This is a genomic window from Bradyrhizobium sp. AZCC 2230 (assembly GCF_036924495.1).
Lineage (GTDB): Bacteria > Pseudomonadota > Alphaproteobacteria > Rhizobiales > Xanthobacteraceae > Bradyrhizobium > Bradyrhizobium rifense.
The window spans coordinates 4,721,128-4,744,135 of the sequence record NZ_JAZHRS010000001.1 but is presented as its reverse complement, the minus strand read 5'-3'; the positions used below and the strand labels follow the sequence as shown (position 1 = coordinate 4,744,135).

12 protein-coding genes are annotated in these 23,008 nt (G+C 60.3%); 6 read left to right on the top strand and 6 right to left on the bottom strand.

The window, feature by feature from the left end; translation table 11 throughout:
- Nucleotides 1–9: 9 nt before the first annotated feature.
- Nucleotides 10–825: a universal stress protein gene (locus V1280_RS22750; RefSeq protein WP_334529106.1), complete on the top strand. Its 816-nt coding sequence runs from the start codon at nt 10–12 to the stop codon at nt 823–825.
- A gap of 41 nt (nt 826–866) precedes the next feature.
- Nucleotides 867–2,612 (top strand): FAD-dependent oxidoreductase, encoded by a 1,746-nt coding sequence (locus V1280_RS22745; protein WP_334529103.1) that lies wholly within the window; start codon nt 867–869, stop codon nt 2,610–2,612.
- A gap of 191 nt (nt 2,613–2,803) precedes the next feature.
- Here the strand turns inward: V1280_RS22745 and V1280_RS22740 are convergent, their stop codons facing one another.
- Nucleotides 2,804–5,428, bottom strand: coding sequence for an MMPL family transporter (locus tag V1280_RS22740; RefSeq protein ID WP_334529100.1), 2,625 nt, complete (start codon nt 5,426–5,428; stop codon nt 2,804–2,806).
- Between the two features lie 220 nt (nt 5,429–5,648).
- On the opposite strand from V1280_RS22740, the gene V1280_RS22735 reads away from it, so the two are divergent.
- From V1280_RS22735 to V1280_RS22720, 4 genes are all read left to right on the top strand, one after another.
- On the top strand, nt 5,649–5,819 hold the full coding sequence (locus V1280_RS22735; RefSeq protein WP_334529097.1) for a hypothetical protein: 171 nt from the start codon (nt 5,649–5,651) through the stop codon (nt 5,817–5,819).
- 34 nt (nt 5,820–5,853) lie between these two features.
- Nucleotides 5,854–5,985 carry a hypothetical protein gene (locus V1280_RS22730; protein ID WP_334529094.1) on the top strand — a complete coding sequence of 44 codons (132 nt, stop codon included), beginning with the start codon at nt 5,854–5,856 and terminating at the stop codon, nt 5,983–5,985.
- Between the two features lie 114 nt (nt 5,986–6,099).
- The gene (locus V1280_RS22725; protein ID WP_442895246.1) at nt 6,100–8,454 is read left to right on the top strand and encodes an efflux RND transporter permease subunit; all 2,355 of its coding nucleotides are present in this window, start codon (nt 6,100–6,102) and stop codon (nt 8,452–8,454) included.
- Nucleotides 8,455–8,931: 477 nt separating this feature from the next.
- Nucleotides 8,932–9,606, top strand: a complete 675-nt coding sequence (locus V1280_RS22720) for an HAD family hydrolase (RefSeq protein WP_334529089.1) — start codon at nt 8,932–8,934, stop codon at nt 9,604–9,606.
- Nucleotides 9,607–10,023: 417 nt separating this feature from the next.
- Here V1280_RS22720 and V1280_RS22715 read toward each other — a convergent pair whose 3' ends face one another.
- From V1280_RS22715 to V1280_RS22690, 5 genes are all read right to left on the bottom strand, one after another.
- On the bottom strand, nt 10,024–11,736 hold the full coding sequence (locus V1280_RS22715; RefSeq protein ID WP_334529087.1) for a cation:proton antiporter domain-containing protein: 1,713 nt from the start codon (nt 11,734–11,736) through the stop codon (nt 10,024–10,026).
- Between the two features lie 391 nt (nt 11,737–12,127).
- Nucleotides 12,128–14,776: an ATP-dependent chaperone ClpB gene (clpB, locus tag V1280_RS22705; RefSeq protein WP_334529081.1), complete on the bottom strand. Its 2,649-nt coding sequence runs from the start codon at nt 14,774–14,776 to the stop codon at nt 12,128–12,130.
- A gap of 275 nt (nt 14,777–15,051) precedes the next feature.
- On the bottom strand, nt 15,052–15,897 hold the full coding sequence (locus tag V1280_RS22700) for a tyrosine-type recombinase/integrase (protein WP_334529078.1): 846 nt from the start codon (nt 15,895–15,897) through the stop codon (nt 15,052–15,054).
- A gap of 101 nt (nt 15,898–15,998) precedes the next feature.
- The gene (locus V1280_RS22695) at nt 15,999–21,947 is read right to left on the bottom strand and encodes a DUF3320 domain-containing protein (RefSeq protein WP_334529075.1); all 5,949 of its coding nucleotides are present in this window, start codon (nt 21,945–21,947) and stop codon (nt 15,999–16,001) included.
- 602 nt (nt 21,948–22,549) lie between these two features.
- The gene (locus V1280_RS22690) at nt 22,550–22,939 is read right to left on the bottom strand and encodes a hypothetical protein (RefSeq protein ID WP_334529073.1); all 390 of its coding nucleotides are present in this window, start codon (nt 22,937–22,939) and stop codon (nt 22,550–22,552) included.
- Nucleotides 22,940–23,008: the final 69 nt, after the last annotated feature.

The following is a 23,008-nucleotide window of genomic DNA, read 5'->3' as shown; positions in this document are numbered from 1 at the left end:
GAGATAGCGATGATCAGGGATGTGATGGTCTGGCTGGACGGCGGCGCTTCCGACGAAATTCGGCTCGCGGCCGTTGCCGACATGGCCCGGCGGCTCGAGAGCCGGGTGGTTGTCGGATTGTATCTCAACGTCTTGCCCTTGCCCGGACCGATCGAAGGTGATGTCACCGCCAATATCGTCAAGTGGGCGCGCGAGGAGGGTGACGAGATGGAGGCGGCGCTGGCCAAGCGGCTGCAAATGCTTGATCGGGCGGTCGAGATCCGGCGGTTCGATGCACTCGCCGACGACATCGCCAATATTGCCGCCCGTGAGGCGCGCTCGGCCGACACGTTTGTGGCGCTCCGTCCGAACGGCGCGACGGATCCCGAACGACTCGTCGAAGGCGTACTGTTCGGATCGGGCCGGAATGTTTTTCTCGTTCCCGAGGCGGAGCGACCGAAGATCGCGTTCGATCGCATCCTTGTCGCCTGGAACGGCAGCCGGGAAGCGGCCCGGGCGCTCGCCGAAGCGATGCCGTTTCTGCACAAGGCGAAACAGGTTTGGGTTGCGGTCGCGACCGGCGAACGACCGACCGAAGAAGAGGCCGTGATGGGCATCGACGCCGTCAATCATCTCAGGCATCATGATATTGATGCCGGCCTTCATCGCATCAAGAGCCGCCCCAGCGAGGTCGGGGCCAAATTGATGGCAGAGGCCGATCGACGAAAGGCCGATCTGATCGTCATGGGCGGATACAGCCATCATCGCCTGCGCGAGCGGCTGCTGGGCGGGGTGACCTACAGCCTCATGCATGAAGCGCCTGTACCGCTGCTGATGGCGCACTAGAGACACGCATCGCCCACATTCCCGATAAAGCGAGACCTGAGATGTCGACGATCGATAGCCGCCGCGAGCAGATGTTCCCAACGCTTGCGCCGCAGGAAATCGATCGCATTCGCAGATTTGGGAAACTTCGCCGCTATGCCGCCGGTGAAGCGCTGTTCACCACCGGAGAAATCGCTCCCGGCATGTATGTGCTGATCAAGGGCGCCGTGCGCGTTGTGAGGCGCGATCCGCTGGGGCACAGCGCCCCGATCGTGGAGCATGGGCTCGGCGAGTTCGTCGCCGAAGTTGGACAATTGTCAGGCCAGCCGGCCTTCGTCGACGTTCACGCCATCAGTGAGGTGGAAGCGCTATTGATCCCGCCGGAGAATCTGCGCGCCTTGATGATCGAGGAGCCCGAACTCGGCGAACGGATCATGCATGCGCTGATCCTACGCCGCGTCGCGCTGATCGAGGCCGGTACGGGTGGTCCGGTTCTGATCGGCCCCGAGTCAAGTCCTGACGTGGTGCGCCTGCAGGGTTTTCTTGCCTGCAACGCCTATCCGCACCAATTGCTCGACCCGGCAGAGGACGACGATGCGGCAAGGCTGGTCCAGCAATACGCCCCCGCTCCTGCCGACCTGCCGCTGGCCGTGTGTCCGAAAGGCACTGTCCTGAAAAACCCGAGCGAGGCCGTACTGGCACGCGCGCTCGGCATGGTGCCGATCGACGAAACCGACCGGACCTATGACGTCGCGATCGTCGGGGCTGGACCCGCGGGCCTCTCGACCGCGGTCTACGCTGCATCGGAGGGCCTGTCGGTCATCGTCCTCGACGCGCGCGCCTTCGGCGGTCAGGCCGGCGCCAGCGCGCGCATCGAGAATTATCTCGGCTTCCCGGCCGGCATTTCCGGCCAGGCGCTCACAGGTCGCGCCTACGTTCAGGCACAGAAGTTCGGAGCTCGGATGCTGATACCCGCCAGCGTATCGCGTCTCGATCGGAGTGAAACATCGGCCATGCTTCATCTGGAGGATAGCCGGCGGATTAAGGCTGCGACTGTGGTCATCGCGAGCGGCGCCCGCTATCGGCGCCTCAACGTTCCCAACCTTGCGGATTTCGAAGGGCGCGGCGTCTGGTACTGGGCTTCACCGATCGAGGCGCGGCTGTGCCGGAACGAGGAGATTGTTTTGGTCGGAGGCGGCAACTCGGCCGGTCAGGCTGCTGTCTTTCTGCGCAACTTCGCCGCGAAGATCTGGATGCTGGTGCGCGGGCCCAGTCTCGAAGAGAGCATGTCGCGCTATCTCATCGACCGCATCGCGAGCATCGACAATATCCAGGTGCTGACACAGACAGAAGTTGTTGCGCTCTACGGCAGCCGGGAAGGGCAACTCGAACGCGTACGCTGGCGCAACAATGTGACCGGCGTAGAGACCGAGAAGCCGATCCGCCACGTCTTTCTTTTCATCGGCGCGGAGCCGGCGACGACCTGGCTTAACGGCAGCGGGATCGCGCTGGACGAAAAGAACTTCATTCTGACGGGACCGGACGTCGTTTCCGACGACCCCGACTCAAACAACAGGCCTACCCGCCCGCTGCGGCTGGAAACCAGCGTTCGCGGCGTTTTCGCCGCCGGCGACGTGCGGTCGGGATCAGTCAAGCGCGTGGGCGCCGCGATCGGCGAGGGGGCAGTGGTTGGGGCGGAGCTTCATGTGGTTCTTGCGAACGGCAGAGCCAGTTTCGCGCGCGAGGCGCGAAGCTCAGGAGAGCGCAGCGTCGCCAAACAACTACCCGAGACAACGAACTCGCCTTGACAGCTGCCAGCGCGACGAATGGCATCTGCGGCAATGCCGCCCGCACCAGATCGGTGGTCTCGATGACGTCGGCGCCCGGCTGCCTGAACACGATCAGGCGGACGCATGGCTGTTCCATCGACAGCTCCGGCGGCGATGATATCCCGCGGCCCGCCCGGCCGACATCGTGAACCCCAGATTGGCTTTGACGCTTATTCGGCGGCTTGGCGCAGAGTTCCGTCCTGTTCGGAATATGCCTTCACCTGCCGCGGCGGACCCATCAGAACGGGCTGGAAGAACACTGCGGCCCCCATCGTGCACAACAGAGACAGGGCCATCAGCTCGCCCATGGTCGAAATGCCGGGATAGTTCGATGCCCACATGCTTCCGAACGCGATCGCAGTTGTCATGGCGCTGAATATCACTGCCCTCGTCAGCGTCGATTGCAGCAGGCCGGTCTTTCCAGCGCGCCACGCCATGACGTAGTAGATCTTGAATGCGACGCCGACGCCGAGCAGTAGCGGAAGCGCGATGATGTTTGCGAAATTGAGCGGGAGGCCAATCAGCACGCAAATCTCGAGAGTTAGGATGCCGGCGAGGAGGAGGGGGATGAGCGTCAGCAGCACATCGGTCAAGCGCCGCAACGCGATGAGCAGGAGAATGGCGATCGCACCGATTGCCAGAGCACCTGCTTCGACAAAGGCCGATATGACGGTTCTTGCGGCTTCATAGAGGCTGATCGCGCCCCCCGCCGCCGAAGGTTCAACGCGAAGTACCGCAGTCGCGAAATCACGCAGCACGTTGGTATCGTTCGGATCACCCTTTGGCAGCGCCCGAAGGCGGGCTCTGCCGTCGGGCGATACCCAATCGCGCACCAGATCCGGTGGCATCGTCTTGATCGTGACCAATTCCGGGGCAAGAGACTTCCGAAGAAGGTCGAGATCGAAAATCAAGGGTTGTACGATTGCAGCGCCGGCCCTGGCCCGGATGCCGGCATCTGCGCTTGCGAGGCGCTTCAGCAAGTCGGATACATGCCGCGCGGCCTCGGCGCCGGAGCCGCTTCCGTTTCCTGCGGCCAGGCCAATGACTTCGGCTGCGTTTTGAAGCGCAGCTATATTCTCTTGATCGCTCGGGGCTGGCCGCACCCCCGCAGGATTGAGGGCTGGGCCAACGCGTTGCGACGCGGCCTTCAACGCGGCGATTTTCTGGTCCTGATCGGCTGGAATCAGGCCGCTCAGCGTCAAGGTGCGTGAGACTTCGGGAAGTGCAGCCAGGCGTTTGGCCGTTTCATCGGCCGCTTCGAGTGAGGGCGCCAAGACCTGAGCATCGTTGCCGCTGGTTTCCGGGTCGTTCTGCAATTCGCGATAGGTCACCACGGAAGGAGAATTCGGACGTTGCAGATCGACCGGATTGACGTCGAACTGCAGATGGAACAATAGCGGTATACCGGCGAGAACGACGAGAAACGTGCCGACGATCATCGCAATGCGATGCCTCTGTAGGAAATCGTCGAGCGGCGCGAGCCGTCGGAAGCCGATCGGCACGGCCTCGCCCGGAGGCTTGAGCAGCGCCAGGCTCGCCGGCAGCAATGTGATGGTACAGGCGAATGCGACCAGCATACCGCAACCAGCGATTAGGCCCAGCTCCGACAAGCCACGATAGCTGGTGGGCAGAAACGCGAAAAATCCGACGGCGGTGGCCGCGGCGGCCAATGAGAGTGGATTCCCCGCCTTGCGGGCAGCCGATCGCAGCGCCTCGTACAAGTCAGGGTGCTCGTACCGTTCGGTGCGATAGCGCACGCTGAATTGAATGCCGAAATCTACTCCGAGACCGACGAACAGCACGAACAATGCAATCGAGATCAGATTGAAAGAGTTGACCAGGACGAGACCGAGAGCAGCCGTCGCCGCAAGCCCGACCGTGAGGCTAAAGAAGACCGCAGCGACGATCCTCCAGGAGTGAAGCGCCAACCGGAGAATGATCAGAACGCCGAACACCGCCGTCAACGTGTCGCGCACGGCGCTGTATCTAATGACCGAGAATTGATCGTCATTCATCGGCACCTCACCGGTTAGATCAGCTGTCGCGCCGAACTTGCTTTGCAAGTCCAGATCGGCGGCCGCGCGCCGAATCCCTTCTCCCGGCTTGCGACCAGGCTGAAGCTCCCTAAAGTCGAGCGTGGGCTGAACTCCGACAAGGTGCCGCAACCGGTTCGCCGGCGCCGGCTGACCTTGCAACAGCTCCTGCCACGAAAATGTGGCCGGCTTCCCGGACAGAACGTCACTTAGTGTTCGATCTGCCAGTGACAGAGGCCGCGCAAGCTGCTCCAGCCTGATCTGTCCTGCCTTCACGCCCTCGGCCGCAAACGATAGCGCCGTCATAACGCCGCGCAGACTCGGATCGCCGGCGAGCGCTGCAATAAGCGGCTGAACTCTCGTCAGTCCCTCCGCGGTTCTTCTGACATCGGCTGGAGGCTCGAACAAAAATCCAGTGCGCTCGAAAAAATCCCCACTATCGAGTTGTTTCACTTTGGAAAACAGATCGGGGTTTTTCGAGAGGGCCTGCGCCAGCGCATTGGTCGCCTGTTCGGCGTTTTCAGGCGTCGTCGCTTTCACGACAACCAGAATGCCTTTTTTCGGAAAAGCCTTGGACAGCTCCAGTTCGCGCTGACGCCATGGCAGATCTTGGGAAATCAAACCTTCTATATCCGTATTGATCGAGAATCGCGCGGCATCGAAGGCCGCGGCTCCAATCATCAGCAGCGCGCCGGCAATAACGATCGTCCAGCGATTGCGAGCGCAGAAATCGACAATTCGAATGATCGCTGAATGAATCATAGCTGACACCAGCTCTCGATTGCTACGCCAGGATCGGGGGCGAGCCGGACAGGATCGGGCTCGCAATTTGCGCGCCCGCAATTCCAGAGCGTCGATGAGCGCTACCATCGCGCTCATGCTCTTCTTCGCTCTGTTGCCTCCGGCACTCACAGCCACACTATCGGCCAAGGCCCCGGATGACATTGAGCCCTGTCAATAATCTGGTGGCCGGAGCGGCTCGGTGGACGCGCGCAACCCGCCCCGACACTTGATAGCCGAGCTGATGGCGCAGCTGCGGCTGCCGATCAACGATCGCGCCATCCGCCGTGCCGGCGCCCGTGCCGAATGGTGCGCGCGTCGAGACGTGCCGCCCGAGATGGATGATATTTTCGCGGAGATCTCGAGCATCTGAGTGCTGCTCGGGCGGTTCCTGGAGACGGTTTGCCATGACGCGAATCTTCTCCGAAGAGAACCCGCTCCTGTGGATGTTGATGACCATCAAGGCGGCTAGGGTAGCGCTGGACGAAGTGGAGCGGTTGGCAAGCCACTGGTTCCAGCGCCATCTTGCGCGAATTTGATGCCCGTCATGGTCGGAGCGCGTGTCCGGACGTATCCACGCCATCGGGGCGCGACCCGAAACTCGCGGCAGAGGCCACAAGCCGCGCGGACGATCATCTCGCAGGCACTTGAACATGGATACGAGATCTACACAGCCAGAGCCCAATTTGCGAACCGGCGCGTCGCAGAGCATTGCCTTCGGTCTCGAGCGTATCGGGCTCATTTCCCTGCGCTTTCCGCTGGTCGTTGGGTTTGCTGCCGTCGCGTTGCTGATAGCGGCAGGGTTCGGGATACCGCGCATCAAGGTCGACGATTCGCTCAGCCAGCTGTTTCGATCCGAGACGCCCGAGTTCAAGTCGTTTGAAGAGGTGACGCGGCGCTTCCCGTCGAGCGAATTCGATGTCCTCATCGTGGTCGAGAGCAAGAACCTGCTTGAGCGCGCTTCGCTCGAAAAGCTGCGCGATCTCGTCACCGACCTTCAATTGATCGAAGGCACGAGGGGGATCATCTCGCTGTTTTCGGCCCGGCAGCCACCGCAGGGCAACGAGCTGCCCGCGCCGCTGTTCCCGGAGCAATTGCCCCAAGGCGCGGAATATGAGCGGCTGATCCAGCGCGTCATGAGCAACGAGATCATCCACGGCAAGTTGTTGTCGGAGGATGGCGAACTCACACTGATGGTCCTCGCGCTTGATCCGAATGCCGTTTCCAGCAGCCGTCTGCGCGACGTCGTCGCCAACATTCGGAAAACGATCGATGAGGACCTGGCCGGCACCGGACTCACGACCCGTCTCTCCGGGGTACCGGTCATGCAGTTGGAGATACGCAATGCAGTGGAGCGAGATCGGCTGTTCTACAACGCGTTCGGCTTCGCTGCCGGAGCTCTGATTGCCATTGTATTCTTTCGCCGCCTGTCGTTCATGATCATCGGCGCTGGCCCGCCGTTGATCGCGATCGTGATCGCGCTCGGCGCCCTCGGCTGGTTCGATTTTCGTCTCAACATGTTCCTCAACGTAATGACGCCGCTCATTATGGTGATCAGTTTTTCCGACAGCATGCAGTTGACCTTCGCCGCCCGCGACCGGCTACTTCAAGGCCAGCCGAAATTTGATGCATTTTGCGACGCCATGCTCGTTGTCGGGCCGGCGTGCGTGCTGACGCACGCGACCGCCGCGCTTTCGTTCGTCGCGTTGCAGTTTTCCGAGTCCGATCTGATCCGGACCTTTGGCGAAGCTGGTCTCGTCGCAACGCTGATTGCAATGTTCGCAGTGCTGATGCTTGTGCCGCTACTCGGTGTTCTGCTTGTGCGGAAGGAATCGATGTTCGCGGCACAAGTCAAAGAGGCGGACACCGGCGTGGACGTTCTCCGGCGTTTTTGTGCCTGGATTGCCGCCAAGATGGTAAGCCGCCCGGGCCTTTACACGCTGCTCAGCGTTTTGATCGTCGGCGGCCTTGGGGTGGTTTACGAGAATCTTGAACCCCGCTATCGGCTTGCTGACCAGGTACCCGACCGGGAGCAGGCGGTTGCTGCGAGCCATCGTCTCGATGCGAAGCTCAACGGCGCCAATCCAATCGATGTCCTGATCGAGTTCCCCAAAGGCAAATCTCTCTACGACCCGGAAACGCTGGCCACCATCGCCGAGGTGCATGCGACCGTCGAGAAACTACCGGGCATCGCCAATGTGTGGTCGCCTGAGACGCTGCGGCGCTGGCTTGCCGAGAAACTCGGCAAGTCGGATGTGGCGACGTTGAAGCAATACGTCGATATGCTTCCGGAGCACCTGACGCGTCGGTTCATCTCTGCCGAACAAGAAGCCGTCCTGGTCTCCGGCCGCGTCCCGGACGTCGATGCCTGCCAACTTCTGCCTGTGATCGAGAGCCTCGACCAAGCCCTGGATGATGCCCGCAAGAAACATCCGGGCTACAAGATCGCCGTGACCGGCCTTTCAGCGATCGCCGCTCGCAACAGCGCTCTCATGATCAAGAAATTGAACAAAGGCCTGACGATCGAGTTCGTGTTTGTCGCCGCGTTCATTGGCCTGGCGTTCCGCTCGTGGGTCGTCATGCTGGCGGCCATCTTGCCGGGCATTTTTCCGGTGGTGCTCTCTGGAATGATATTATGGGCTCTCGGAGAGGGCCTTCAGTTCGCGAGCGTCGTGGCGCTGACGGTCTCGTTCGGATTGGGCCTGAGCGCCACAATTCATTTCCTGAACCGGTTGCGGCTGGAGGAGCGGCCGGGAGCGGATCCGGCAGAAGCCGTCGAGCGGGCAACCGTGCTGGTCGGCCCGCCGCTGATTCTGACGTCCGTGGTGCTGGCATGCGGTTTGATCGTCACGGCCTTCTCCGATTTGCCATCGCTGCGCCTGTTTGGCTGGCTGAGCGCATTCGCGATGCTCGCGGCATTGGCTGCGGACCTGTTGATCTTGCGGCCGACGGTCACGTTCTTGAGCAGGGCCGCACGCCGGATGGGCGGCAAACCGTTTTACCGGTAGTGGGAGCAAGGAGGTCCGCTTCTTATGCCGCAACCCGCTTGCGAGGCTTTACACATGATGTGGATCGCGATGGGGCTGTCGTTGATGGGCATCAGAATGACAGGCATCAGAATCGTCATCGATTTGGCCGCTTGAGCAAAATTGATGACCGTCATTGCGGCGATCGGACGGTGCCTCGATGCTGCGCAGAAAGAAACGTCTGGCTACGATCAGTTGACATGTTCGCTCGCGGCTCGGCGAGAAACTGCGCGGCGGGTTCTCGTTAGTCATAATCCAAAGACGATCCATGAATTCCAGCCGAAGGGATCATTGGTTGCTCATCAAAAGTCGCGACGAGTATGCGGATCCGTCGTGGGACATCGAGGGCGCGCGTTTCGATCGGTCCGTCCTTACCGGCCGCAGTCTGAAGGAAATCAAGGAGGAAGGCATAGGCGAATTGGTGCAGACCACCTTGGTTCCCAGAACGGGAGAGATAGAATGCGGATCGAACCGGTCTTTTTATTTGATCTCGATGGCACGCTCGTCGACAGTGTCTATCAGCATGTCCTTGCATGGAAGGAAGCGCTCGATGCAGAGGGCATCGAACTGTCGGTCTGGCGCATCCATCGCAAAATAGGCATGAGCGGAGGCTTGTTCACCAATCAGCTTCTTCGCGAAACCGGGATCGAAATTAGTGCGGAACGCGTCGCGCGGCTTCGCCACGCCCATGCCGCCGCTTATCGGCAGCAGGCAAATCACATTCGGCCGTTGCCCGGAGCTCGCGAATTGCTGAACTGGTTGTCGAAGGCCGGCATTCCCTGGGCGATTGCGACCAGCGGCCGCATGGAAACCACAGCCGTTAATCTGGCCTCGCTCGGCATCGATCTGAGCGGGATCCCGGTCGTGACGCGCGACCAGGTCAAATATGCCAAGCCCGATCCCGACCTGTTTCTGGCGGCCGCCGAACGGTTGAGCACACCGATTGAAACCGCGGTGGTCGTTGGCGATAGCATCTGGGACATGTTGGCGGCGATCCGATGTCGCGCGTTGGGGGTGGGCCTTTTAAGCGGCGGCTATGGACCGGAAGAGTTGAGACAGTCCGGAGCACTTCGCGTCTACGAGGATCCGGCAGATCTGTTGAGCCGCATAGACGAGGTCGGAGGCCGACGCTAAAGACAGCTATGGCGCCAGCCCACGTGGATGGATTGACCGGAGTGCAATGGAGCGATGCCCACTATGCCTGTGCTCTCGGGCTTGCGTATGCACTCCAGTCGTCGCGCACGTTGCGATGTAGTTGGGAAAGGAATCTTTCCAGCGAAAATCTGTGTCCGCCGGATTGGAATGCGATTGAGTAAACATCGCCATGCGTGTGCACTGAGGCTTTCATGTGCACCATGTGTACATTGAGGAAACAAATGCGGTGATTCGGTTTCCATTCGAGGCGGACACGTCGAAAATTCAACATTCGGAGGCATCGTGATCGACCAAGGGGTCGTCATTGACAGGCCGAAGGCATGGAAATGCGCGCACGCCGTTAGCTTGACCGTCTTGCTGGCGACCGCGCGGCGTGTGAGAGAGAACGCACCCAATTCAACGTCCTACGCGCCCGCGCAGTTCGGGATTGAGTTCAGCTCGAACCGTCGTGACGATATTTGCGGCCGTGTCCTGGGAGAAACCGCAGACGAGAAGCACTTGGTCGGCCAGCGCCAAGCCTGCCGCGACATTCTCTGGAAATACCGTGCTGGCTCCGGCCCGCACAAACGATATGATTTCCTGATCGTCGGCGACACTCACAATCGAGGACACGGCCGGATTTTGCTCACGTGCATAGTGAAGAATACGCTCGACCGCATGGCGTCGATCAAACGTTAGCACGACAAGGCGTGCCCGGGTGACGCCGGCGGCTTCCAAGACCCTTTTCCGGCCTGCGTCCCCGAACACCACCTTGTGCCCCGATTTCTTTGCCCTGCGAAAGCGCATCAGATCGGACTCGACCGCAATGTAAGGAACCTTTGCGGCCTCGAGCACGAGGGACACCAGCCGGCCCACGCGTCCACAACCGCACAGGATTACGTGGTCCCCGAGATTTTGACTTTCCGCGCGGATGGCGGCTTCTTCGGCGTCCGCCTTGGCGCGATGTGACGCACCGTTAACGAACTCCGCAAACCGCGCACTCCGCAGAATCAGCATTGGGCCGAGCGCCATCGTTGCGGCCAAGGCCAAAAGAGCAGGCTGCCCAACGTTCGGTTCTATGGCACCCACTTTCATCGCCAGGGTAAGCAGCAGCAAACCGTCTTCTCCGCCGTGCGCCAGAATCAGCGCCGCTCGCGTACTAACCGGGGCCGGCCAACGCATAATCGCGCCGACGAGCAACACGACAACGGCCTTTCCCGGCAGGCACGCAATAATCCAGGCGAGGACGGCCATGGGTGCTGCAGTGATGGTGGATGGATCAACCTCCATGCCGGTTGTAACGAAGAACAGGCCTAACAGGACGTCGCGAAAGGGCCGGATGTCATCCTCTACCTGATGACGGAAATCGCTTTCGCCCACCACCATACCGGCAAGGAAGGCTCCGATTGGTGTGGAAAGGTCGGCCAAGCGTCCGGCGAATGCCGTACCTAGCGCAAGCAACAGAACAGTGAGCAGAAAGAGATCTGCCGAGTTTGTCCTGGCAACCCAGGTGAGCCAGGCGCGAAAAACCGGCCTGCAAACGAAAGCAGCGACGCCGAGTGCGCCCGCTGCTATTCCAAGCTGACGCAGCGTTTCCAACGGCTCGGGTCCGCCGCTCTGCTTCCAGCCGCCGAGCACAACGAGAAACGGAAGGGTCGCAAGGTCCTGGAACAGCAGGGTTGCCAGCACGAGACGGCCTTGCTGACTACTGACGTCGCCCTGGTCGACCAATTGCTTGAGCGTGATGGCGGTCGATGACATGGCGACGGCGCCGCCGAGCAGCACAGCGGTGGGTAATCCAACGCCCCACAGCATGGCGATTCCCGCGACGATCAAAACGGTCAAGCCGACTTGCAGGCTGCCGGCGACGAAGACATCGCGGCGTGCGGCAATCATCGCCGAGAAGGAAAACTCAAGACCGACCATGAACATGAGAAAAATGATGCCGAGCTCAGCCAAGAATCTCGTTTCATCGCTCGTGGCGATGAGGTGTAGACCGTGCGGGCCGATAACCAAGCCAGCCATTAAGTAACCGCCAGCCGCTGGAAGCCCTGCGCGCGCGACCAAGCTGATGGAGCTGACGGAGGCAAGGATGACGACCAGCGTCTTGATCAATAGGACATCGGCCATGCGCGGCTCCGGTGCGCCTAGCGCTCACGGTATCATGCCAATTCATCATCACTCTGACGGGTGTCAAATTCCGCATCGATAACCGCTTTAGCGATCGCCACCTAGCCCACGGTCGCCAGCACCGAGATCGTGAAAGTTGGGCCCATCAAGATTCGATTCGTGCTCCGGGTACTGAAAGTTGGACCTGGTATCCTTCCCGAACGGCCAATGAAGCAGCAGTAACAGCTGCCTCGAAAGCGGCTTCTTTGGTTTGGTATCTGCCTATCGGTTCACCGTCGTGCTTGACGCGCCAGATACCGCCCGAACCAACAACTTCGTAACTGGCTATTCCCATGATGCATCTCCGATTTCCCCGCTCCCCAAGAAGGGAGAGGAAGACGTATCGATCAATTCAATTCAGCCTGCGTTTTGGGATCGGCGCCTCGAATGCTGCGATCTCGGCGGTCTCGGCGGTCTGCGGCGCCTTGCCGTTGAAGGTCAGCACATTGCCTTCGCTCGAGATCACCACGCGATCGCCGTCTGAAACCTCGCCGGCGAGGATCATCTCGGCCAACGGATCCTGCAGGTTGCGCTGGATCACCCGCTTCAAAGGCCGCGCGCCATAGGCGGGATCCCAGCCCTTGGCGGCGAGCCAGTCGCGCGCGACGGGATCGAGCGTCAGCACGATCTTGCGCTCTTCCAACAGCCTCTGCAGCCGCGCGAACTGGATCTCGACGATGCGGCCCATCTCGCTCTTCTGCAGGCGGTGGAACAGGATGATCTCGTCGACCCGATTGAGGAACTCGGGGCGGAAATGCGCCCGCACCATGCCCATTACCTGCTCGCGGACTTCAGACGTGTCCTCGCCCTCCGGCAGGTTCACCAGGAATTCCGAACCAAGGTTCGAAGTCATGATGATGAGTGTGTTGCGGAAGTCGACCGTGCGGCCCTGACCATCGGTCAGCCGTCCGTCGTCGAGCACCTGCAGCAGCACGTTGAAGACGTCGGGATGGGCTTTTTCGATCTCGTCGAACAGCACCACCTGGTAGGGCCGCCGCCGCACCGCTTCGGTGAGCGCACCGCCCTCATCATAGCCGACATAACCCGGAGGCGCGCCGATCAGCCGCGACACCGAATGCTTCTCCATGTATTCGGACATGTCGAGGCGGACCATCGCGGTCTCGTCGTTGAACAGATATTCCGCCAAAGCCTTTGTCAGCTCCGTCTTGCCGACGCCGGTCGGGCCCAGGAACATGAATGAGCCCATTGGCCGGTTCGGGTCCTGCAAGCCCGCGCGCGAACGGCGCACGGCGGTCGCCACCGCCCACACCGCCTCGGCCTGGCCGATGACGCGCCGGCCGAGTGAGTCCTCCATCTTCAGGAGTTTGTCCTTTTCACCTTCCAACATCTTGTCGACGGGCACGCCGGTCCAGCGCGAGACCACCTGCGCGATGTGGTTGGCGGTAACCGCCTCCTCCATCATCTCGCCGGGGTTTTCGTTGGCCTCGATCGACGCCAGTTTCTTTTCAAGCTCGGGAATTCTGCCGTAAGCCAGTTCGCCCGCGCGCTGGAATTCGCCGCGGCGCTGCGCGTTGGCAAGCTCGATACGAAGCGCGTCAAGTTCGCTCTTCAGCTTCGCGGCTTCCGAGAGCTTGTTCTTCTCCTTGCTCCAGCGCGCCGTCAGCGCCGCCGACTTCTCCTCGAGTTCGGCGAGTTCCTTTTCCAGCGCTTTCAGCCTTGTCTTCGAGCCGGCATCGCTTTCCTTCTTCAGCGCCTCCTGCTCGATCTTGAGCCGGATGATTTCCCGGTCCATCGAATCAAGCTCTTCCGGCTTGGAATCGACCTGCATCTTCAGCCGCGCCGCCGCCTCGTCGACGAGGTCGATGGCCTTGTCGGGCAGGAAACGGTCGGTGATGTAGCGGTTCGACAGCGTGGTCGCCGCCACCAACGCGGAGTCTGTGATGCGCACGCCGTGGTGCTGTTCGTATTTGTCCTTGAGGCCGCGCAGGATCGAGATGGTGTCCTCGACCGTCGGTTCGGAAACGAAGATCGGCTGGAAACGGCGCGCCAGGGCCGCGTCCTTTTCGACATGCTTGCGATACTCATCCAGCGTGGTCGCGCCGATGCAGTGCAATTCGCCCCGCGCCAGCGCTGGCTTTAAGAGGTTGGACGCGTCCATCGCGCCGTCGGCCTTGCCGGCGCCGACCAGGGTGTGCATCTCGTCGATGAACAGGATGATCGAGCCCTCGGCCGCGGTGACTTCCTGGAGCACCGCCTTCAACCGCTCCTCGAACTCGCCGCGGTATTTTGCGCCCGCGATCAGCGCGCCCATGTCGAGCGAGAGCAGTTTCTTGTCCTTCAAACTCTCCGGCACGTCGCCATTGAGGATGCGCAGCGCAAGGCCCTCGACGATCGCGGTCTTGCCGACGCCGGGTTCGCCGATCAGCACCGGATTGTTCTTGGTGCGGCGGGAGAGCACCTGAATGGTGCGGCGGATCTCCTCATCGCGGCCGATCACGGGATCGAGCTTGCCGTCGCGCGCGGCCTGGGTCAGGTCGCGGGCATATTTCTTCAGCGCGTCATAAGCATTTTCGGCCGTGGCAGAGTCCGCGGTGCGGCCCTTGCGCAAGGCTTCGATCGCTGAATTGAGATTCTGCGCGGTGACGCCGCCCTTGTTCAAAATGCTGCCGGCTTCGCTGTTCTTGTCGAGCGCCAGTCCCAGCAGCAGCCGCTCGACGGTGATAAAGCTGTCGCCGGCCTTTCCGGCCGCCTTCTCGGAAGCATCGAAGGCGCGCGCCAGTTCCGGCGCGAGATAGACCTGGCCTGCGCCGCTCCCCGAAACCTTCGGCAGCTTGTTCAGCGCCTCTTCGGTGGCTCTCACGATGGCACGGGAATTACCCCCGGCGCGATCGATCAGACCGCCGGCAAGCCCCTCGCTGTCGTCTAGCAGCACTTTCAGTAAATGCAGCGGCGAGAACTGCTGGTGCCCGTCGCGCATCGCGAGCGACTGCGCTGACTGGATGAAGCCACGCGCCCGCTCGGTGTATTTTTCAATATTCATGGCGTCTTCCCTCAGCCTGCCGGTCCGCCTCGTCAAGTACGTACACGGCATCTTCATTGGTTTTCCGCTGATCGCATTGACATTCGTCAACCGGCGCCCCGCGATCGCGCCGCCGACGTTTGGGCCGGCTTGAGGTAGAATGTGGGATCACCCTCAGGAGCAAACCATCTCGCTCATGGCGGTTTCTGTGTCGCATCTCGAGGAGCACTGGGAGGTGGAGTTGGAACTCCCGCTTGGCTTGCAGATGAAGCACGCCGCCCCAGCAGGATGATTTCTCACGCGCGTTTTCCCATCGGCCCCACGTTTCCATCACTCCGCGGCACCAGGGACACGACTGCCGCCCTTGCGAGGTCTTCCAATGCGGTCGCAATGTATTTCGCGTAGTGCCGCTCGATCATTTTGACTGATGTGTTGTGCAGTTTGGCGACCTGTTGGATGGGCAAGCCCTTTCGGAGACCGCGCACGATGCTCGAGTGCCGCAAAGCATAGGGAATCACCTCCGGCATACCGGCGCGCTCGCGAATGGCCTTCCACGGACGTGCAAGTTCGCCTCTTTTCCACGGACCGCGTTCAGACTTCTTCCAGGCGATACCTCCCGGCTCCTGTTCATGGATCCATCGCTCGAAAAGAGGAGCATCGCTTGGCCGCGCGGCGATAGCGGGCAAAAGAACCTCAATCACATCGTCGCCCACTGGGACTGGGTCTGAGCCGCCATTGCCGCCGCGCCCTTTGTAAGAGCCGGGCACCATCAGACGCCGTGCAGAAACCTGTACGTCGCCCACGCGCATTCGTCTGACCTGGGCATACCGCGCGCCGGTCGCGGCCAGACATACGACGATCCGATATAGATCGCCATCAAATCCTTGCTCCTGATCGACTTCGCACGCTGCCTGAAGGATGGCGCCAACCTCCTCATCCGTGAGGATCTGGTTATCCCGAGCAACCGACACATCATCATCATCGTCGATCCGCTCGGCTTTGAATCCAGCCTTCACAATTGCGAGGAACGTCGGGTTTGGCTTCTTCCGATCTGCGGAGAGCCGCGGCCACGCGGCATTTAGTGCGGCCTTGAGGTCATTGACGAACCGCTGCTTGGTCGTGACCTTTAGGTCCTCCGGCAAGACGCATGTCCAAATCTGTGTCTGCAACTCCGATATGATCAAAGGTGTATTTCGGGTTCCAGACCGTCACCTGAAGGGTTGAGCGAGATTCGTGGCAAAGCTCAGCCGTCGACGGCCACAGCTGCCTCAAATCGCTCACGCGTCGATGCCGCGAGGCGCCCTAAACCGAAGTGCTCCTGCATTCCGCGGATGACGTCCTCATCTTCCTCGAGGCCGGTGGTCCGGAGTATCTCGGCGAGGCCCGCCAATTCAGGAAGAGGGATATCGCTGTGGTCGCGTCCCCCAGCACTTCTGTAAGGAGCGCTGTCGCGCGCTGTGGCATTTTGCGGCCAGACAACCTGACGTCCGCCTTCTTTGGTCGTTGGAAACCGATCACGGCCGAGAGATGAGGCGATGATTTTTTGCACCGTCTCACCCGAACGCATGAAGCCGTGTGCACGCGCAATGCGATCGACAACTACGTCGAAATAGATCGGTCCTTCAATGTCAACGACATGATCGACCATACTACGGAGTGTTCCGCGGTAGCTCGGGTCGTAGAAACGCTCTCGATCAGGGGATGCCACGCTAGCTGGGTCCGCCTTGACATACGTGGCAGCAGGCGCCCGATCTGTTTCCCGTTCTTCGTTCGACGGCCCGCGCGCGTAGACTTTCGTCGGCTTGATCGGCTCACCGTCGTCATTTGCCGGTTCTGGCGAGACCTCGGGTTGCTCCGCCTCCGCCTCAGCAGTTGTGGTTTCAACGCGAGCCGGCTCGCCTGGCTCATCCACGAGCGGGGTTTCTTCCGGTGGAGGTACAGGCTCTTCTTTAGCCTCGACAATCGGCCGAGACGCACGGTCGGCTTCGAGATCCGCCACCAGCCTGGTGTGGATCTTCTCTGTCGCGGTGGTGGAATCCATCCACCATTCGGTGCTCCAGATTCGCCGAATTCGCCAACCGAGATCCGTGAGCACCATTTCACGCAAACGGTCGCGGTCGCGCGCGGTGGCTGATCGGTGATAGGCGGCTCCGTCGCATTCAACGCCAGCGAGATAGCGGCCTGGGAAATCCGGATGAACAATGCCGAGGTCAATCCGGAAGAAAGAAACACCCACTTGGGGATGGATCTGCCAACCCTTCTCCTCGAGCGCCCGCATCACGGCGTCCTCAAACGGCGATTCGGTGTCACGCCCGGTTGGCGAGAAGGCCTCGGCGATAGCCCGCGCGCCGTTCTCTGCGAACTCAAGGAAGTGCTTGAAGTCGACCACGCCCTTCGCGCCCGTGCGCCCCAAGTCGATTTGCTCGGGTCGCAATGTTGCGAACACCAACAGCTCGCGGCGCGCACGGGTGACCGCAACATTGAGCCGGCGGTGACCGCCCTCACTGTTCAACGACGAGATCTGGGCGGTGACCCGTCCGGTCTTGTCCGGTCCCACCGCGACCGAAAAAATGATGACGTCGCGTTCGTCGCCCTGCACGTTCTCGATATTCTTGATGAGGATCGGCTCCCTGGTCTGGTTCCGATCGAAGTGCGGTTCGAGCGAGGGGTCGGAGCGGCGAGCCTGATCAAGCAAGTTTTCGATCAAACGTTGTTGCTCACCATTGAAAGTGACGACACCGATCGAATGGGTTGACGTCTTCATGCGCCGGACAACCTCTGCCACGACGGCTTCGGCCTCCTTCCGGTTAATCTTAGCGCCACCGCGCTCGTAAACGCCGCCGTGTACGTGGATGTATCGGACCGCGGTATCGCGCGTCACCGGCGATGGGAAGGTCGTCAGTTCTCCGCGATAATATTTGACGTTGGAGAATGCGATCAGGCTCTCGTGGCGGCTGCGATAGTGCCACGACAGCCGCATGCTTGGGATGTTTGAGGCCAGGCATTCGTCAAGTATGCTTTGTTGGCTCTGCACGATGGAGCCGTCGTCGTCCTCATCATCAACGCCACGTTGTCCGACATTCGTGGGAGGCAGTTGTTCTGGGTCACCAACAATCACCACCTGGGTGCCACGCGCAATCGCTCCGATCGCGTCCCACACCGGAATCTGAGAGGCCTCATCGAAGATAACCACATCAAAAGGCTTGGCCTCCGCGGGCAAGTACTGGGCAATGGAGAGCGGGCTCATCATCACGCACGGGGCGAGCTGGGTCAGCACTGTTGGGAGACGGCCAAACAGCTGCCGAAGCGGAATGTGCCGAGCTTTCTTGTTGATCTCCCGCGCGAGCGTGCCCCATTCCGGGTCTTTGCCGAAATTGGTCTGAGTTGGCACCGCCGCACCGATGCGCGCCTTTACGATGTCTCTTGCGAGCTCTCCCAATTTCTTATCTGCTGCGACAAACGCCTCAATTGTGGCTTCGTGCTTTTCGGTTAAGAAACTACTGAGAACCACATCCTCGTTCACGATGGTTTCGGCGATCCAGCGCGCGTAAGCATAGTCAAAAACACTGGTGAGGACCGCACCGTCCACGGACCCACTTTCGACGGCATCGACAAGGGGCGATAGCCCAGCTACCCGCGCCGTTTGCGCCGCGGAACGCCAAGTGGCCCATTGTGGAGCCTTGATGATATTGGCTTTCCAGTTCGCGGTCTGCTGGAGGAGAGCATCAATCCATCCGGTCTCAATTTTGACGATGCCTTCCGGATCGTCGAGGCCAATACATGCACCGAGTTCTTTGGCCGTCCGATGCATGGTCGGAAATGCCTTGTACATGGCCTCGAAGGCCTGTCGGACTTGTCCACCAGGCCGGAAGCGCGGGATGTCGCGCAGTAATAGATCTGTAACGTGTGAGAGCAGTCTGTCCGATGCGATTCCCTCAACCGGACAAGCGTCTACCGCGTCGCGCATGCTTGTGGCCCAGTTGATCAATCCCTGGAATCGCGAGACATCGCTTTGCGGCCCTCGCCATAGGCGCTCGATTCCTCTGAAACGAGGTCGAATGCTCTCGATCTCGCTGAGCAGAACACCGAGGTCCTTGAGCACAACTATGTCCCGACCGATGTCATCGGGGATTTCACCCGAACAGTACGGTGTGAGCGCCAATCGGACCTTCTTCTTTCGTCCATTTCGCACGAGGATATTCGACGCGCACGCATCGATCCACTCACGCTCAAGCGAGTGCAGGTCCAGCTGTGTTGCTTTCAGGTCATAGCGGACCGATAGTTCCGAGTTCTTTTCACTCAGCCGACGTATGACATCGACCAGATCGTACAATGCATGCACGTGCTCTGGCGCGTCGGAAGACAGCAGCAGCGCTCCGTCCGCGGCGTCAGCGTGCAGCATGAGCGAAACGAGCTTGATCAGTTGCGGCAGAAGAGCATCGTCGCTTGCGTTGCGGTCGAGCCCGATCGACGCGGTAAGGTCGTCTGCCGCGATCCCGACTTCACGCAGCGCGAGGTGGAGACGTTCGATCAGCTGCAGGAACGACTGTACCCAGGCCGGACTCCACCTGGTTTGTTCGATACCCTTGAGCGGGTGATTAGCGGGATCTCCGATGGCCTCGAGCGCGGTGCAAATATCCGAGCAAGATTCTCGCATCCGCATGAGGTCTTCAGGGGTATGTATGGTACCGGTTGGCCATGTCAGGCCGACGTCCTGAAACCGCTCACGATCAGCGATGACACGTCCGAACGCCTCGTATGCCGTCATGCCATTAGGCCGGCGTCGGTGTAGCGCGGAAACGAGCTTGTTCAGTTGGTCGCGCCGCCGCTTCAGCTCGTTGGCGGCCGTCGACCAATGTTCCTCGGTGACGAGATTGCGCTCGCGCCAAGCGGTAGCGAGCTGCTCCAGCACACTAGACTTCTGAGCTTTGGTCGAATGAACCTCCAGGCAGTAGTTGCCGAGGCCGATCGCCTGCATGCGCTGTCTTACCACTTCAAGCGCAGCAGTCTTCTGCGATACGAAAAGCACCGTCTTCTGGTGAGCGAGGCAATTCGTAATCATGTTCGCGATCGTTTGGCTCTTGCCCGTACCAGGCGGGCCGAAGAGCACGAAATCGCCCCCGCGTTGCGCGGCGAGGACGGCCGCAATTTGGGAGGAATCGGCCGAAAGTGGCGTAAAGAGCTCAGCCGGGTCTACGATTTGGTCGATGGTGTTCTCTGCGACAAAAGCTGCCCTCGAACCATCATAGGTGTGAGTTGGCGTATCGATCAGATGCCGGACGACCGGGTTTCGCTTCAAGATATCGGATCGATCGACGAGATCCTTCCACATTAGGTACTTCGTGAAGGACAGCGTTGCGAGCACGACCTGCTCTGTAACCTCCCACCCTTTGATACTCTTGATGTGGCGCCTTATCGTCTTCCAAACGCCAGCAACATCGACACCCGTCGCGTCCTGCGGCAATTCTGCTTCGAGCTCGGGCATCGAAAGGGCAAAATCCTGCTTCAGCATCTGCAGCAGCGTCGGATTAAACCGGGCCTCGTCCTCGTGAAGCGCCAGGCGAAACCCGGAACGCACGCTTTTACGCTCGAGTTGCACCGGGACGAGGATCAACGGTGCACGGTACGGTCCCGCACCGTCCTGGGGCGTCCATTTTAGGAACCCAAGGCAAAGGTACAGGATATTGGCGCCGCCCTCCTCGAAGGCAAGGCGGGTGGCCCGGTAGAGGTCGGTTAGCCGACCTTCAAGATCAGTCTCGAGAACGGTCGTGTACAGTTCACCGCGGACCATGGCGTCACGGACGAAATCTCTGCGGGCATCGTCCTGCAGCCGTTGTGCCAACAGCGCGGTATCGCGCCCATCGGAGCCGTCGAGCACGCTGGCCCTGCCAAGCAATTTGAAGCGCTCTCCCCCCGAAAGCTTGTCTTCCAGCGTCGCCGCGTCAGGACATTCGATCGTGATAGTTGACTTCGTGTCCTTGAAGTTCAGCAGCCGGTTTCTCAGCGTGAGATCCAAGAGGTTGCGCTTCCAAACTTCAAGCCGATCTAGATTCCGTTCAAAAATGGGTTCACGGGGCTTATCGAGATCCTCTTCAAATTTTGGTATCTCGCCGACTTCATGCGAGACAGACGGCGCGCCAGAAGGAGTTATTGTCGGCTCGCCAGACCCCGATAGATCAAGTGGCCGGATCTTGGCGCTTCGGGCGCGCTTGACGTCAACAGCGAGCTCGAACGGGGAGGTCGCGTCCTCGGCGATCAGCTTTGCTCCAGCATCGACGGCTTGCTTAAACCTCCCCGGATTCGACCCCGTGAGGATCGTCGTCTCAACCAGGACCAGCTCCTCCAGTTGCACGCGTTTGCGTAGCATTTGGGGGTCATCAATCACCAGGTTGGAAAAATCCTCGTCAACGAGCCAGACCCCCACGAAAGCATGGCCTTCGGTCAGGACGAGCACCGGATTAAGGCCCGCCTGCTCAAGACAGGACGCGTAGAGGAGAGTGAGGTCCAGACAAGTACCAACCTTGCGAGATAGAATCTCGCTTGGTCCGCGAACCTGCTGGCCAGAGCGTTCAAAACTTTTTGGAGGAAGGACATAAGCGATCGAGTGCGAAACCAATGCCGCCCAGATCGCGTCTGCTATCTCCCAGGCCCGGGCCTTGGTCTTCTTTCTATAACCATCTACCGCATCATCCCGGCCAGCCGTAGCGAGCTTATTCGAGGCCTCGCGCAAGATAACATCGATGCTGGGATCGGTAGGGCGAACGAACGCCGCCAGCAGCTCGGGCGCGGCATTAACGCCACCCCAGTGCGACGGCGGTAGCAAATTGAGCTCGACAATCTTTTCGGCTAACGTCTCGCCGGCGACATCCACGCTTATGCGTAATTGGGCTTGCCGCGATGCATTGATGCCGGACAGGAACGCTGGATCTAGCTTCAGGTCCAGGCTGCGGATGTGGTGACTAGCTTGATTGGCAACGCGCTGGACCCGCCATACCCCTGGCGTCAGAAATGCCGGCTCCGCTGTCAGGTGCACAGATAGTTCGGAGAGGTCACGTCCCGTGCAATTTTCAATCGCGAGCTCGCGGACGATCGGAACCGCGTTCTGATAGAAGGCGATGTTGACGTTGTCTGCGACGGTACAATTAATCCTTAGCTCGCCAGCTGCTTCTACGACCTCAGCTCGCTCCACCATATTCTGCCCCCGAAACAAAACCCGGCACTTGCGACCATGTCCGTCCGAGAACAGTCATGTCCGCATAGCGCCCGATCAGGCTCCCCGAGATGGTTTCAGCCTGAAGAATGCCTGATCGGCTCTCAGCGTCTTGTACTCGTTTTGCGCGACTGTAAAGTGCGCAGTTCGCGTAATTCGAGCGCCGTCGAGCGCTTATGCTCTGGATTTAGTGCGAGCCGGTTCGAGAACGCGCCGGACGCTCCGAACCAGTTAGCGTTCCGGCGTTCGACAGCGTTGGCGCGAACCTCGTCGTGGAATGTCGCCCGTGGCGGCGGTCTAGGAATGCCTTCCTCGAAGAGACGGCCAGCTTCAAAGTGACTCCAATCCCAGCGATGGCGGGTAATGATAACAGCGCGGTCACCGAGCTCGGGTCGATAAACGGGGACCCGTGTAAAGCGTGACTATGAGCAGGCCTCGATCGGCTTCTGAGACTCCTGTCGAAAGTCGCGATTTTCAAGATCAGAGAGGCCCGAGGGGTGTCGATCAGCGTTAGTACGCGCCAAGTTTTCTCCGCTTTCTCACACGCATCGATCGCCAAGCCGCTGCGCCTCTTGCAACTGAGATCACTCCAATTGGCGGCGCCGTACCAAGTTGAGCAACGCAAGGAATTGCAGCAGAGCAATGACGAGTGGACCTGCTGTCTTGCCGATGTCTTGCTGAAAGAGGCCGACCCCAGCGTCGAGTAGCTGCACGATTCCGGCAAGCGTTCCCAACCGCAATATCCAGGACCTTCGACCAAGTGTCGACAAGGTAATCAAGGCGAGCGGCACTGTTCGCGCTGACGCATACATCGCAAAAATTTGTGAGGCCTCCGTCGGCGACGAGCCCGAAGGCAAGATCCCGCTGGGACTGACAAGTCCAGCAATCGAAAATCCGCACGCGACGATGACGTTAATCGCCGTGACCAGTGATGCGATGCGCAGCGCAAGTTTATCCGAACCGTCAGTTGTCATGCTTCCGTCCCGTTTATGGGTGCATCCGACCTAGGGTTCAAGTTGCCTCTTGACAAGGTTACTAGGTGA

What these genes read in the sequence shown, in the direction of transcription:
- V1280_RS22730 (WP_334529094.1), top strand. Translation starts at nt 5,854, where the DNA reads ATGACGCGAATCTTCTCCGAAGAGAACCCGCTCCTGTGGATGTTGATG.
- V1280_RS22690 (WP_334529073.1), bottom strand. Translation starts at nt 22,939, where the DNA reads ATGACAACTGACGGTTCGGATAAACTTGCGCTGCGCATCGCATCACTG.
- V1280_RS22745 (WP_334529103.1), top strand. Translation starts at nt 867, where the DNA reads ATGTCGACGATCGATAGCCGCCGCGAGCAGATGTTCCCAACGCTTGCG.
- V1280_RS22750 (WP_334529106.1), top strand. Translation starts at nt 10, where the DNA reads ATGATCAGGGATGTGATGGTCTGGCTGGACGGCGGCGCTTCCGACGAA.
- V1280_RS22715 (WP_334529087.1), bottom strand. Translation starts at nt 11,736, where the DNA reads ATGGCCGATGTCCTATTGATCAAGACGCTGGTCGTCATCCTTGCCTCC.
- clpB (WP_334529081.1), bottom strand. Translation starts at nt 14,776, where the DNA reads ATGAATATTGAAAAATACACCGAGCGGGCGCGTGGCTTCATCCAGTCA.
- V1280_RS22725 (WP_442895246.1), top strand. Translation starts at nt 6,100, where the DNA reads ATGGATACGAGATCTACACAGCCAGAGCCCAATTTGCGAACCGGCGCG.
- V1280_RS22740 (WP_334529100.1), bottom strand. Translation starts at nt 5,428, where the DNA reads ATGATTCATTCAGCGATCATTCGAATTGTCGATTTCTGCGCTCGCAAT.
- V1280_RS22720 (WP_334529089.1), top strand. Translation starts at nt 8,932, where the DNA reads ATGCGGATCGAACCGGTCTTTTTATTTGATCTCGATGGCACGCTCGTC.
- V1280_RS22695 (WP_334529075.1), bottom strand. Translation starts at nt 21,947, where the DNA reads ATGGTGGAGCGAGCTGAGGTCGTAGAAGCAGCTGGCGAGCTAAGGATT.